Source organism: Planotetraspora phitsanulokensis (assembly GCF_016863295.1).
Lineage (GTDB): Bacteria > Actinomycetota > Actinomycetes > Streptosporangiales > Streptosporangiaceae > Planotetraspora > Planotetraspora phitsanulokensis.
Genome location: NZ_BOOP01000042.1, coordinates 1 through 13255, shown reverse-complemented (window position 1 = coordinate 13255; position 13255 = coordinate 1). Strand labels below are relative to the sequence as shown.

At 69.5% G+C, this 13255-nt stretch carries 14 protein-coding genes; 5 read left to right on the top strand and 9 right to left on the bottom strand.

What is annotated here, in order from left to right; translation table 11 throughout:
- Positions 1 to 31: 31 nt before the first annotated feature.
- The 3 genes from Pph01_RS36270 to Pph01_RS36260 are packed head-to-tail and all read right to left on the bottom strand — an operon-like array spanning position 32 to position 3152.
- Positions 32 to 862: a carbohydrate ABC transporter permease gene (locus Pph01_RS36270; RefSeq protein WP_204077755.1), complete on the bottom strand. Its 831-nt coding sequence runs from the start codon at positions 860 to 862 to the stop codon at positions 32 to 34.
- Positions 862 to 1848, bottom strand: a complete 987-nt coding sequence (locus tag Pph01_RS36265; protein ID WP_204077754.1) for a carbohydrate ABC transporter permease — start codon at positions 1846 to 1848, stop codon at positions 862 to 864. Before Pph01_RS36265 ends, Pph01_RS36270 begins: the two co-directional genes overlap by 1 nt.
- A 17-nt stretch (positions 1849 to 1865) precedes the next feature.
- The gene (locus tag Pph01_RS36260; protein WP_204077753.1) at positions 1866 to 3152 is read right to left on the bottom strand and encodes an ABC transporter substrate-binding protein; all 1287 of its coding nucleotides are present in this window, start codon (positions 3150 to 3152) and stop codon (positions 1866 to 1868) included.
- A gap of 176 nt (positions 3153 to 3328) precedes the next feature.
- On the opposite strand from Pph01_RS36260, the gene Pph01_RS36255 reads away from it, so the two are divergent.
- A complete protein-coding gene (locus Pph01_RS36255; RefSeq protein WP_204077752.1) occupies positions 3329 to 4351 on the top strand; it encodes a LacI family DNA-binding transcriptional regulator in 1023 nt (340 codons plus the stop codon).
- Between the two features lie 6 nt (positions 4352 to 4357).
- On the opposite strand, the gene fabI is transcribed toward Pph01_RS36255, so the two are convergent.
- Together fabI and Pph01_RS36245 are read right to left on the bottom strand one after the other, a co-directional pair.
- Positions 4358 to 5122, bottom strand: coding sequence for an enoyl-ACP reductase FabI (gene fabI, locus Pph01_RS36250; RefSeq protein WP_204077751.1), 765 nt, complete (start codon positions 5120 to 5122; stop codon positions 4358 to 4360).
- Positions 5123 to 5161: 39 nt separating this feature from the next.
- Positions 5162 to 5866, bottom strand: coding sequence for a beta-ketoacyl-ACP reductase (locus tag Pph01_RS36245; RefSeq protein WP_204077750.1), 705 nt, complete (start codon positions 5864 to 5866; stop codon positions 5162 to 5164).
- A gap of 77 nt (positions 5867 to 5943) precedes the next feature.
- On the opposite strand from Pph01_RS36245, the gene Pph01_RS36240 reads away from it, so the two are divergent.
- Both Pph01_RS36240 and Pph01_RS36235 read left to right on the top strand, forming a co-directional pair.
- Entirely contained in the window at positions 5944 to 7437 is a 1494-nt protein-coding gene (locus tag Pph01_RS36240; protein WP_204077749.1) for a TldD/PmbA family protein, read from the top strand.
- Positions 7437 to 8807, top strand: coding sequence for a metallopeptidase TldD-related protein (locus Pph01_RS36235; RefSeq protein WP_204077748.1), 1371 nt, complete (start codon positions 7437 to 7439; stop codon positions 8805 to 8807). The genes Pph01_RS36240 and Pph01_RS36235 overlap by 1 nt, the downstream gene beginning before the upstream one ends.
- Before the next feature lie 33 nt (positions 8808 to 8840).
- Here the strand turns inward: Pph01_RS36235 and Pph01_RS36230 are convergent, their stop codons facing one another.
- Entirely contained in the window at positions 8841 to 9056 is a 216-nt protein-coding gene (locus tag Pph01_RS36230) for a dodecin (protein WP_204077747.1), read from the bottom strand.
- 130 nt (positions 9057 to 9186) lie between these two features.
- On the opposite strand from Pph01_RS36230, the gene Pph01_RS43055 reads away from it, so the two are divergent.
- Positions 9187 to 9462, top strand: coding sequence for a DUF3099 domain-containing protein (locus tag Pph01_RS43055; protein WP_239117282.1), 276 nt, complete (start codon positions 9187 to 9189; stop codon positions 9460 to 9462).
- A gap of 203 nt (positions 9463 to 9665) precedes the next feature.
- Here the strand turns inward: Pph01_RS43055 and Pph01_RS36220 are convergent, their stop codons facing one another.
- Genes Pph01_RS36220 through moaA form a run of 3 tightly spaced genes read right to left on the bottom strand, consistent with a single transcriptional unit; the run spans position 9666 to position 11687 of the window.
- Positions 9666 to 9923, bottom strand: coding sequence for a DUF6457 domain-containing protein (locus Pph01_RS36220; RefSeq protein WP_204077745.1), 258 nt, complete (start codon positions 9921 to 9923; stop codon positions 9666 to 9668).
- Between the two features lie 32 nt (positions 9924 to 9955).
- Positions 9956 to 10678 carry a molybdenum cofactor guanylyltransferase gene (gene mobA, locus Pph01_RS36215; RefSeq protein ID WP_204077744.1) on the bottom strand — a complete coding sequence of 241 codons (723 nt, stop codon included), beginning with the start codon at positions 10676 to 10678 and terminating at the stop codon, positions 9956 to 9958.
- Positions 10679 to 10697: 19 nt separating this feature from the next.
- Positions 10698 to 11687, bottom strand: coding sequence for a GTP 3',8-cyclase MoaA (moaA, locus tag Pph01_RS36210; RefSeq protein ID WP_204077743.1), 990 nt, complete (start codon positions 11685 to 11687; stop codon positions 10698 to 10700).
- 247 nt (positions 11688 to 11934) lie between these two features.
- Between moaA and Pph01_RS36205 the strand changes: the two genes are divergently transcribed.
- Positions 11935 to 13089, top strand: coding sequence for an RtcB family protein (locus Pph01_RS36205; RefSeq protein WP_204077742.1), 1155 nt, complete (start codon positions 11935 to 11937; stop codon positions 13087 to 13089).
- Positions 13090 to 13255 lie beyond the last annotated feature (166 nt).

Sequence of the window (13255 nt, the reverse complement as noted above, 5' to 3'; positions counted from 1 at the left end):
GTGGAAACGGGTAACGGCGGCGGAACGGGAGCTATCCCTTGACGGCGCCGCCGGTCAGGCCCTTCACGAAGTTCTTCTGCAGGGCGAGGTAGAAGATCAGGATCGGCAGCGTGGCGAGGAACATGAAGGCGAACACCGCGCCGAAGTCCGACTGGTGCTGGCCGATGGCCCGGTAGACGCCGACGGTCACGGTGGTGCCGCTGTCGGGCCCGAGGAGGATGAGCGGGGTCAGGAAGTCGTTCCAGATCCACACGCCGAGGAAGATGAGCACGCTCGCCGAGGCCGGCCGCAGCAGCGGGAAGACCACCTGCCAGAACACGCGCAGCTTGCTCGCGCCGTCGAGTTCGGCGGCCTCCTCCAGTTCCAGGGGGACGGACCTGACGAAACCCATGAACAGCAGCACGCCGAACGGCACGTAGTAGCCGACGTTGACCAGGATGAGGCCCTGCAGGGTGGTCATCAGCCCCAGGGTCTTCAGCACGCCCGTGATCGGCTCGAGGATCACCGGCACCGGGATCATCAGCCCGCACAGCAGCGTCACCATGGCGACCTTCGCGAGCACGCGCTTCGACCTGGCCAGGTAGTGGCCGAGCATGGCCGACAACACCGTCAGGATGGTGATCGACAGCGCGGTGACCGCGACGCTGTTGATCAGCCCGAACGTGAAGAGGTTGTCGGGCCGGGACAGGACGGCGCTGATGTTGTCGAACGTCGGCGGCACGGGCAGGCCGGCCGGGTGCGGCACGATGTCGGCGCCCGGTTTGAACACGTTGACGACCACCAGATAGAGCGGCAGGAAGAACACCGCCCCGACGAAGACCGCCACGAGGGGCCGCAGCCATGAGTGCGTACGGTCGTCCATCACTGCGTCACCTCGCGTCGCTGCAGCAGCCTCAGCGCGATCACCGAGACGGTCGCGACCAGCGCGAGCATCACCGCTGCCATCGCCGAGGAGTAGCCGATGTGGTTGCCGTTGAAGGCGGTCTGCACGACCTGGAACGCCATGGTGCTGGTCGTGCCGGTGCCGGGCCCGCCGTTCGTGATCACCTGGATCTGGTCGTAGGCCTTGAACCCGGTGATCAGGAGCATCACCGTGTTGATCGTCAGGGCCGGGGCCAGCATGGGCCACGTGACGTTGCGGAACCGGGCGAACCGTCCGGCCCCGTCGATCGACGCCGCCTCCTGCAGTTCACGCGGCACGCCCTGGAGACCGGCCAGGTAGACCACGACGCAGAAGCCGAGCATCTGCCAGGTGATGATCCACGCGATCGAGTACAGGGCGAGGTCGGGATCGGACAGCCACCCGGGAGGGTCGTCGACGCCGACGCCGCGCAGCAGGGAGTTCAGCAGGCCGTCGTCGGTGAGCACCGCCTGCCAGATGACGCTGATGACGACCGCGCTGAGCACCACGGGCGTGAAGAAGATGCCGCGCAGCGCCACGTAGAGCCTGGTCGGCCGGTCGAGCAGCATCGCGATGAGCAGGCCGCCCACGTTGGCGAACACCGCGACGATCACCGTGATGATCACCGTGTTGACCAGGGCCTGGCGGAACTCCTGGTCGCCGAGCAGGTCACCGTAGTTGCGCAGCCCCACCCACTTCGTCGGCGGGTTGAAGGGGTTGCGGTTGGTGAAGCTGTAGTAGCCGGTCATGCCGATCGGGATCAGGACGAACACCACGTACGCCAGCAGCCCGGGAAGGGCGAACAGGCTGAATCGGCCGAGCTTGGGCCCGATGCGGGCGGACGAGCGCCGGCGTGCGCCGGCGGGCCCTCCCGCCCGGGGGCTCTGTGATGGACGGGGCGCGGCGGGGCGAGCCTCGCCGCGCGTGCCGTGCTGGGTTTCTGTCATGAGACGCGAGCCTGGTCCTACTGGGTCGCCTTGGTCCACTGGTCGTCGAGGTAGGACGCGAACTCCCCGGCCGTCTTCTTGCCGGTGATCAGGTCCTGGACGCCCAGGGCGGACTTGTCGGCGAGGCCGGGGGGCAACGATCCGTCACCGGTCTCCTGCGAGAAGGCGTTGACGATGGAGTTGTCCTTCATGCCCTGCTGGTAGATGGCGACGGTCGCCTGGTAGACGGGGCCCATGTCGGTCGGCGGGGTGTAGCCCTTGATGGCAGGGATGGAGCCGTCGAGCTTGACGAAGGCGTCGTTGTTCTCCTTGTCCTCGTCGAACGCGAGCGCCCACTTCTTCGCCAGATCCACGTTCGGGGCCGAGGCGCTGACCGACGTGCCGCCACCGGTGAAGGTGGGGGTGACCGGCGTGCCGTCGTCGGAGGGCCATGGGAAGGCCCCGATCTCGAAACCGGGCTTGTTGTTGTCGGCCGAGGTGGCGAACCAGGAGCCCATCGGGTACATGGCGCCCTTGCCGTCGCGGAAGGCCTGCTCGGTGTCGGCGTAGGAGCGGCTCAGGCCCGCCGGGTCGATGTAGCCCTGCTTGGCCAGGTCGGCGACCTTCTGCGCGGCCTTGGTGAAGTCGGCGTCGGCGAACTTCACCTTGCCGTCCTTGCGCTGCGTGAGGAAGTCGGGCGTCTTGGCGTAGACGTCGGTGGCGACGGTCCCGGTCAGCGGGTACATGTCGGCCCAGGTGTCCGCGCCGCCGCCGCCGACGACGAACGGCGTGACGCCCTTCGCCTTGAGCTTGGCGCTGACGTCGAGCAGGTCCTGGTAGGTCTTCGGCGTCTCGGTGATGCCGGCCTTCGCGAAGGCGTCCTTGTTGTAGTAGACGACCGGGATGACCTGCGTGTTGTACGGCAGCTGGTAGACCTTGCCGTCGACCGCGCCCGCCGTGGGGGCGATGAAGTTCTTCAGCTCGTCGTCGGTGAAGGCGGCGAGCTTCCCGGCCTCGGCGAAGCCCGCGGGGTTGACCGACTGCAGGATGTCGGGGAGGTGGCCCGAGGCGTCCAGCTGCTTGGCGTAGCCGGTGCGGTCGACGTTGGGCGTGACCAGCTTCTTGATGGTCACCCCCGGGACCTTCGCCGAGGCCCGCGCGATGGCCGCGTCCCAGAAGGCCGCGTTCAGGTTCGGCGTCTCGAAGACCAGGAAGGACAGCTCGACCTTCCCGCCTGACGCCGGCGTCGCCGACGGCTTCTCACCGACGCCGCATCCGGCCACAGCAAGCGTTGTGACCAGGCAAAATACTATCGATCTGCGCACAGCACAGACCTCCCTTGCCAATGAGGGGCTCCCCGAAGCCAAGCTGAGATAACGTTATCTCGAAAGGTAGAGTGTTACTCAGACGTTTCAAAGAGCGAGGCTTGCAACAAGTTGGTCACGACAGTCGTAATACCTCCGGAATGGCCGATAGTGGCGATCATGCAGATGATGAGCTCATGGGGGGAAAGGTGAGCGGCGCGCGCCGCAACCGGAGACCGACCATGGTCGACGTCGCCAGGGAGGCCGGTGTGGCGCTCCGGACGGTCTCACGCGTCGTCAATCAGGATTCCACCGTGGGTCCCGAGCTCGTCCAGCGGGTGCGGACGGCCATCGCCACGCTCGGCTACCGCCCCGACGAGCGCGCCCGGCATCTGCGCCTCGGCGTCACCGGAACCCTCGGCGCGGCCGTACGCCAGCTGTCCCACGTCAACCCCGTGTTGCGCGCGGTGGAACGCGCCGCGAGGGCGGCCGACCTGATGGTCCTGGCGGCCTCCACCGAGGACGACGAGACCCTCGAGAGGCACGTCGTCGAGTCGATGTGCCGCCGCAGGTTCGACGGCATCGTGCTCGAGCCCATCGGCGACGACCACGGCTACCTGGTTCCGGAGCTGGAGGCGGGCCTGTCACTGGTCGCCGTCGACCGTCCCGTGCTCGGCCTCGACGTCGACTGCGTGCTGTCCGACAACAGGTCGGGCATAGAGACGGCCTACCGCCATCTCGTACGGCACGGCCACGACCGCATCGCCTACATCGGCGACGACGAGCGCATCTACACGGCGCGGGAACGTGCCAGGGCCTTCCGCGAGTGCGTCACCGCGCACGGCGGCACCCTCGACACGATGCTGCACACGGGGCAGGTCGAGAGCGGGCGCATCCGGGAGGCCGTGCGGGCCGCCCTCGGCGGGCCGGCGCCCGCGACCGCGATCGTCACGGGCAACGCGCAGCTCAGCGTGGAGGTGCTCCGGCACCTCGGCACGGACGCCGTGGACGTGGCGCTGATCGGCTTCGACGACTCCGAGCTCGCCACCCTGCTGCGGCCGGACCTCACCGTGATCGCCCAGGACACCGATGCGATCGGCAGCACCGCGATCGACATGCTCCGGGCACGCATCGCCGACCCGGCGACCGAGGTGCGTCAGGTGACCGTGCCGGTGGAGCTGATCGTCCGGGGTTCCGGTGAGGTCCCGCCGGGGCCGTGAGGCCGGTCAGGTGCCCATCGCGTGCACGCCGCCGTCGACGTGCACGATCTCGCCCGTGGTGGCGGGGAACCAGTCCGACAGCAGCGCGACGCAGGCCCTGGCCGCGGGGGCGGTGTCGGCCAGGTCCCAGCCGAGGGGCGCCTTGGCCGGCCAGCTCTCCTCGAACTCGCTGAAGCCGGGGATGCTCTTGGCCGCCATCGTCCGCAGCGGGCCGGCCGCGACCAGGTTGACCCGGATGCCGTGCTTGCCGAGGTCGCGGGCGAGGTAGCGCGAGGCGGACTCGAGCCCGGCCTTGGCGACGCCCATCCAGTCGTAGACCGGCCAGGCCTTGGTCGCGTCGAAGTCGAGGCCGACGATCGCGCCGCCGTCCTTCATCAGCGGGAGGCAGGCGACGGCCAGCGACTTGAAGGAGTACGTCGAGACGTGGAGGGCGGTGGAGACGTCCTCCCACGAGGTGTTGAGGAAGTTGCCGCCCAGCGCGGTCTGCGGAGCGAACCCGATGGAGTGCACCACGCCGTCGAGCCCCCCGACGTGCTCGCCGACGCGGGCGGCCAGGGTGTCGAGGTGCTCGGTGTTCTGCACGTCCAGCTCGATCACCGGGGGCGGCTCGGGGAGGCGCTTGGCGATGCGCTCGACGAGGCTGAGGCGGCCGAAGCCGGTCAGCACGATCTGGGCGCCCTCCTCCTGGGCGAGCTTCGCCACGTTGAAGGCGATCGAGGAGTCGGTCAGGACGCCGGTGACCAGCAGTCGCTTACCGTCCAGCAAACCCATGTTCAGCTCCAGTCTCTCGTCGGTCCGCGGGTGCGCGGCTCAGTGGCCCATGCCCAGGCCGCCGTCCACGGGGATGACCGCTCCCGTGATGTACGACGCGTCCTCGCCGGCCAGGAACCTGACCACGCGGGCCACTTCCTCGGCCTTCGCCTGACGGCCGAGCGGGATGCTCTTGCGGATCGCCTCCTGCTGGGCGTCGTCGAGGACGGCGGTCATGTCCGTCTCCACGAAGCCCGGCGCCACGACGTTCACCGTAATGCCACGGGAGCCCAGTTCACGGGCGAGCGACCTGCCGAATCCGACGAGGCCGGCCTTGGAGGCCGCGTAGTTGGTCTGGCCGGCCGACCCGAGGAGGCCGACCACCGAGGAGATGAGGATGATCCGCCCGCGGCGCATCCGGAGCATGGGGCGGACGGCCCTCTTCGCGATGCGGTAGGCGCCGGTCAGGTTGGTGTCGATGACGTCGGTGAAGGTCTCTTCCTTCATCATCGGCAGCAGGGTGTCCTTGGTGATCCCCGCGTTGGCGACGACGACCTCGACCGGGCCGTGCTCGGCCTCGGCCTTCGCGAAGGCGGCGTCCACGTCCTCGGAGCTGGTCACGTCGCACCGGACGCCGAACAGACCCTCCGGCGGCTCTCCCGAGCGGTAGGTTACGGCCACCGCGTCTCCGGCGGCCGCGAGTTCACGAGCGATCGCGAGGCCGATTCCGCGATTTCCACCGGTCACGAGTACAGAGCGAGCCATGCGATCGACGCTATCGGCTACCCGGCGGTAAACCACTTGTCCGCTAGGCACAAGATCACAGGGTTAGGATCGTGGACATGCGCCAGATCGATCCCGATTTTCTCGCCCTGCCGCTTCGGCGCCTGGCGGACGCGGCCCTCCAGCGCGCCCGTGACCTGGGCGTCGAGCACGCGGCCTTCCGACTGGAACGCGTACGCGCCGAGACGCTGCGGCTGTTCGACGCCGGCCTCGAAGGGTCCATGGACGCCGACGACCTCGGCTTCGCCGTACGAGTGATCAAGGACGGGACCTGGGGGTTCGCGTCGGGGATCGAGCTGACGCCCGAGGCCGCCGCCCGCGCCGCCGAGGAGGCCGTCAGGGTGGCCGCGGTGAGCGCGCCGATCAACCGGGAACCGATCGAGCTGTCTCCCGAGCCGGTGTACTCCGACGTCACCTGGGTGTCCGCCTACGACGTCGACCCGTTCGACGTGCCGCTCCGCGACAAGGTCGCCCTGCTGAGCGAGTGGTCCTCGGGCATGCTGGGCGCGGTCGACCACGTGTCGGCCTCGCTCATGCAGGTCAAGGAGCAGAAGTTCTACGCGGACACGGCGGGCACCGTCACGACGCAGCAGCGGGTCAGAGTCCACCCGGTGCTGACCGCGATGAAGACCGACGGCGACCGGTTCGACGACATGCGGACGCTCGCGCCGCCGGTCGGCCGGGGCTACGAATACCTCACCGGCACCGGCTGGGACTTCCCGGCCGAACTCGCGGAGATCCCCGACCTGCTGGCCGAGAAGCTCAAGGCGCCGTCAGTCGAGGCGGGCGCCTACGACCTGGTCGTCGACCCGTCGAACCTGTGGCTGACCATCCACGAGTCGATCGGGCACGCGACCGAGCTCGACCGGGCCCTCGGCTACGAGGCGGCCTACGCCGGGACCTCCTTCGCGACCTTCGACAAGCTGGGCAGCCTGCACTACGGCTCCCCCGTCATGAACATCACCGGCGACCGCACGGCCGAGCACGGCCTGGCCACCGTCGGGTGGGACGACGAGGGCGTCGCCGGCCAGTCGTTCGACATCGTCAAGGACGGCACGCTCGTCGGCTACCAGCTCGACCGGCGCATGGCGCTGATGAAGGGCTTCGGCCGTTCCAACGGGTGCGCGTTCGCCGACTCCCCCGGTCACGTGCCGATCCAGCGGATGGCCAACGTGTCGCTGCGGCCGGCCGAGGGCGGGCCGTCCACCGACGAGCTCATCTCCCGGGTCGAGCGCGGCATCTACGTCCTTGGCGACAAGAGCTGGTCCATCGACATGCAGCGGTACAACTTCCAGTTCACCGGCCAGAGGTTCTACAGGGTCGAGAACGGGCGGCTGGCCGGGCAGCTCCGCGACGTCGCCTACCAGGCGACCACGACCGACTTCTGGCGGTCGATGGAGGCCGTGGGCGGCCGGCAGACCTATGTCCTCGGGGGCGCCTTCAACTGCGGCAAGGGCCAGCCGGGACAGGTGGCGCCGGTCAGCCACGGCACGCCGTCCGCCCTGTTCCGCGGGGTGCGGATCCTCAACACCGTGCAGGAAGGTGGAAAGTGATGAGCACGCCACAGGAGACGGTCGAGCGGGCGCTCGCGCTGAGCGAGGCCGACGACTGCATCGTGATCGTGGACGAGGGGTCCACCGCCAACCTGCGTTTCGCGGGCAACACGCTGACGACCAACGGGGTCGCCCGCTCGTCGCAGCTGACGGTCATCTCCGTCGCCGGGCAGGGTGTCGGGGTGGTGTCCCGCGCCGCCGTACGGCCGGACCAGCTCGCCGATGTGGTCGCCGCGGCGGACGCGGCCGCCAGGGACGCGCAGCCGTCGGACGACGCGCGCCCGCTGATCGAGGGCACCTCCCTGGACGGCTGGGACCGCGAGGTCGAGCCGACCTCCATCGACATCTTCCGCGACTTCGCCCCGGCGCTCGGCGAGTCGTTCGCGGCGGCGGAGACCTCCGGCCGCAAGCTGTACGGCTTCGCCGAGCACATCATGACGTCGACGTTCGTCGGCTCGTCGACCGGCCTGCGGCTGCGGCACGACCAGCCGACGGGACGGCTCGAGCTCAACGCCAAGTCCGCGGACATGTCGAGGTCCGCGTGGACGGGCGTGGCCACGCGCGACTTCGCCGACGTCGACGTGGCGGCGCTCGACGCGAGCCTGGCCCAGCGGCTCGAGTGGTCCAAGCGGCGCGTCGACCTCGAGGCCGGACGGTACGAGACGATCCTGCCTCCCACGGCGGTGGCCGACCTGATGATCTATCTGTACTGGACGGCGGGCGCGCGCGACGCGGCCGACGGCCGGACGGTCTTCTCCAGGACCGGCGGCGGCACCCGCGTCGGCGACCGGCTGTCGCCGCTGCCGGTGCGGCTGTACAGCGACCCGGCCTATCCGGGCATCGAGTGCTCGCCGTTCGTCGTCGCGCACGCCTCAAGCCGCGAGCAGTCGGTGTTCGACAACGGCGCGCGGCTCGGCGCGACGGACTGGATCGCGGACGGCACGCTGCGGAACCTGCTCCAGACCCGTCACTCGGCCGAGCTGACCGGCCTGGCCGCCACCCCGCAGATCGACAACCTGATCATGACGGGGCCCGAGGGCGGCCGCTCGCTGGAGGAGATGATCGCCTCGACGGAGCGCGGGCTGCTGCTCACGTGCCTGTGGTACATCCGCGAGGTCGACCCGCAGACGCTGCTGCTGACCGGTCTGACCAGAGACGGCGTCTACCTGGTGGAAAACGGGGAGGTCGTCGGCGAGGTCAACAACTTCCGGTTCAACGAGTCTCCGGTGGACCTGCTCGGACGCGTGGCCGAGGTCGGCGCGAGCGCGCAGACCCTGCCCCGCGAGTGGAACGACTACTTCACCCGCACGGTGATGCCGGCGATGCGCGTTCCCGACTTCAACATGTCGACGGTGAGCCAGGCGAACTGACGGCGCGGGCGCGGCCGGGGACTCCGGCCGCGCCTACCCGGCGTCCTCCAGGCGGAAGCCGACCTTCATGCCGACCTGGAAGTGGGCGACCTCGCCGTCCTCGATCTGCCCGCGCACCTCGGTCACCTCGAACCAGTCGAGGTGGCGGAGGGTCTGCCCGGCCCGGCGAACGCCATTGCGGATGGCCTGGTCGACGCTCTCCGTAGAGGTTCCGACGATCTCCGTCACCCGGTACGTACGGTCCGTCATCGCATGCTCCTCGCCTCTCGTCTGGGCGCGATCGTATCGCCACGGCGCCGACGTGCCCGAGCCCGGCTGGGTCTACCGTGGAAGTGTGAACCCATGGCGCAGGCTCAGGCGCGCCCCCGTCGTCCACAGCGTGACGGACGCCCAGCCCTCCCTGTCCGACGACATCAGGCGCCGCGAGATCAGCTATCTCATCAAGATGGGCATCCGGCTCGTCTGCCTCATTCTCGCCGTCGCCGTACCGGCTCCGTGGCCCGTGAAGGCGCTCCTCGTGGCGGGCGCGGTCCTTTTGCCATACCTTGCCGTTGTCGGGGCCAATCAACGAGGTCAGGACGTCATTCCGCCCTCGGACATGACGGAATCTAACCAAAACGAGATACCACGCCATCGACGCGAGATCGGGTCGTGACAAAGTCTTGACGCAACCCATGGGTCAGAGGTGTAGAGTCATAACCAAGCGCTCTGGTCCCCCGTCGGAGCGCTGGTGCCGGCGTTCCGGGCCCCCGTCGGAACGCCGATGAAAGCGGCGCCGGGTGGTTTGCCCCCGTAACCACCCGGCGTCGCCCTTTCTGTATTCAGGCCGATTTCGCGCCGACTTCCCCTACGCGTCCGTTAAGCGTCGCCGGATGTTTCCCCGGTCGTCTTCTCCCAGTCGCGCGCAAGGCTTGACAACCGTGCGACGGCGTCGTCGGGCGCGGTCCCCGCTCCCTGCGCGAGACCGACCAGATACGCCGTGAGCGGGGCGGCCGGCCGTGCGACGCCGTGCGCCACCTCTCTCGTCAGGTCGAGCACGGCGTTCCTGTCCACCCGGGCCGGGTCGATGCCGAGTTCCCTGCAGACCAGCGCGGTCCACTCCTCAAGCACGTTCATGCGCACTCCTCGTTCGTGACTGTCCGTCGTACTTACGCACCGCTTGCTCGTTCGCGTGCGGCGCCGAGATCGTCGATCGTGTCGCAATCGAACCACGGCGCGCGCCCGTCCTCCGCGGCGGGCAGATGAACGCGCACCGGTTCGAGTGGTCCCAGCAGCCGGTGCAGCGACCGGCCCTCGTACGCGTCCAGCGCGTCGACGAGGGCATCCGTCCGCCACACGCCGGTGAGCCACTGCTCCCGGCCTCCGTCGTCGACGAGAACGGCTCCCGCCGCCGCCGTCGTCGTCTCCCCCGCACGCGCGGCGCGGAACAGTGCGGCGACGTGGTCCGCGACGAGGAAGGGCAGGTCGGCGGCGAGCAGCGCCAGCCATCGTGCGCGCACCTCCGCGAGTCCCGCGCGCAGGGCGGGGACCGGGCCACCTCCGGGTGGGTCCTCACTGGTGAAGACCACTGCGCCGAGCGCGGCGGTTTCCCCGCGGAGCGCGCCGCGCTCCCCCGCCGGCGGCTCACCGTCCGCCATCGCGGGCTCACGCGTGAGGTCGCGCGCGGGACCCACGACGATCAGCCGTCCGGCCCCGGACACGGCCGAGGCGACATGTTCGATCAGCGGGCGCCCGGCGACGAGGGCGCCGGGTTTGTCCAGCCCGCCCAGACGCTCGGCCCGTCCACCGGCCAGGATGACGGCGTCGTACGGCACGGCGTCGCAGTTCACGGGGACGCCCCGCGTGCCCGGGCCCTCCGGCGCCGTGCTCATCACGCCTCGCCGGACCGCGTCAGCCGCCGATGGCGGACATGGGCCGGGCCGGCTGCAGGAACGCCGGATCGTCGATGCCGTGCCCGGCCTTCTTCCCGCGTACCGCGGCCATCCACCGTTCGGCGAGATCCTCGTCGGAGGCCCCGGCACGCAGGGCGGCGCGCAGATCCGACTCCTCGGTGGCGAACAGGCAGTTGCGGACCTGGCCGTCGGCGGTGATCCGGACGCGGTCGCAGGCGCCGCAGAACGGCCGGGTGACCGAGCCGATCACGCCCACGCGCCGGGGGCCGCCGTCGACCAGGAACAGCTCGGCCGGGGCGCTGCCGCGCTTGCCCGGGTCGTCCTCCGTGAGGTCGAAGGCGTCCTTGAGAGCGCCGAGGATCTCGTCGGCAGTGATCATGTTCTCGCGCTGCCAGCCGTGCTGGGCGTCGAGGGGCATCTGCTCGATGAAGCGCAGCTCGTATCCCCGATCGAGGCAGTAGCGCAGCAGGGGCACCGCCTCGTTCTCGTTGACGCCGCGCATGAGGACCGCGTTGACCTTCACCGGGTTGAGTCCCGCCGCTTCGGCCGCGGCGAGCCCGGCCAGCACGTCGGAGAGCCGGTCGCGGTGCGAGAGCCGTACGAACGTGTCGCGGTCGAGGGTGTCGAGCGAGACGTTCACGCGGTCGAGCCCGGCGTCGGCGAGCGGCCCCGCGAGGCGCGCCAGGCCGATGCCGTTGGTGGTGACCGAGACCTGGGGGCGCGGGCTCAGGGCGGCGGTCGCGGTGACGATCTCCACCAGCTCCCGCCGGAGAAGCGGCTCGCCGCCGGTGAAGCGGACCTCGGTGATGCCGAGGCCTTCCACCCCGATCCGCACGAGCCTGACGATCTCGTCAGCGGTCAGGAGCTCGGGCTTCGGAAGCCAGTCGAGGCCCTCGGGCGGCATGCAGTACGTGCACCGCAGGTTGCACCGGTCGGTCAGCGAGACCCGAAGATCAGTCGCCGTCCGACCGAACGAGTCAACCAGCACGAGGGGACCTCCATGGCGAGAGAAGATCCAAGCCTAAAGGCCCGGCGTCTTCCTGGCGACAACCCGACTTGATCACGCTTTGTTCCCGACAACCACCGCGCGTCACCGTATCAACCAGAATATCCGGCGACGGAGAGCGAAAACGCTTGTGGCGGGAACTGCTCCCGGCTGCCCCCACCTTCCCGGAAAATCAGTGGGAACTCAGCTGTGACGTGTGCAAACTGGACCACGAACAGAGGAGATCATCATGCCTAGCGAGGTCGCGCCCAACCTCCTGTCCTGGGCCAGCGAGATCGACGAAGGTGCCATCCAGCAGGCCGCGCGGACCGCACGGCTGCCCTTCGTCTCGGGCCACGTCGCGCTCATGCCCGACGCGCACGTCGGAATCGGGGCGACGGTCGGATCCGTGATCCCCACCGAGGGGGCGATCATCCCCGCCGCCGTCGGCGTGGACATCGGTTGCGGAATGATCGCGACCGAGACGACGCTGACGGCCGCCGACCTGCCCGAGACGCTCGACGCCCTGATGCCGCTGGTGGAGCGGCGGATCCCGGCCGGCGTGGGAAAGGGTCACGAGGACCGCGCCGTGGATCGTGTGCTGGGCGAGCTGGGACGCCCGCACAGCGACCTCACGCCCAAGCAGGAGAAGACCGTGTCGGTCCAGTTCGGCACGCTCGGATCCGGCAACCATTTCGTCGAGGTCTGCCTCGACGAACGCGACCGGGTCTGGACGGTGCTGCACTCGGGCTCGCGCGGGATCGGCAACCAGCTCGCCACCCGGCACATCGCCGACGCCAAGAAGTCGATGAAGCGCCAGGCCATCGGGCTGGAGGATCCGGACCTCGCGTACCTGGTGCAGAGCACGCCTGAGTTCACCGCCTACATCGAGGACATGCTCTGGTCGCAGCGTTACGCCATGGCCTCGCGTGCCCGGATGGACACGGTGCTGAGCAATGCGCTCTTCCAGGTCACCGGCAAGGGCAGGCGGGTCCGCACGATCAACTGCCACCACAACTTCACCCAGCAGGAGGAGCACGACGGCAAGCAGCTGTGGATCACCCGCAAGGGGGCCATCAAGGCCGACACCGGCGACGAGGGCGTCATCCCCGGCTCGATGGGGACGCAGTCGTACATCGTGCGCGGGCGCGGCAGCGCGGCGTCGTACAACTCGTGCTCGCACGGGGCGGGGCGCAGGATGTCCCGCGGCCGGGCCAAGCGTGAGCTGACGGCGACGTCGCTGGCGGAGGCGATGCGCGGCCGCACGTGGAACGCCGGCCGGGCCGCGGCCCTGGTCGACGAGCACCCGGAGGCCTACAAGCCGATCGACCGCGTGATGGATGACCAGAAGGACCTGGTCGAGATCCGCCACACCCTCCACCAGGTGTTCAACTACAAGGGCTGACCATCAGGCCGGAACGGCCGAGCGCCCCGTCGCGATCGCGGCGGGGCGCTCTCCCGTTCCCGCCGCTTGAATGATCCCTTCGGTCACCGCACCCCTGCAGGCCTTGCCGACACCCCCCTTTCGCGGTACTAAGTCCGGACAAAGCATCACTAGGCTTCGACGGGTC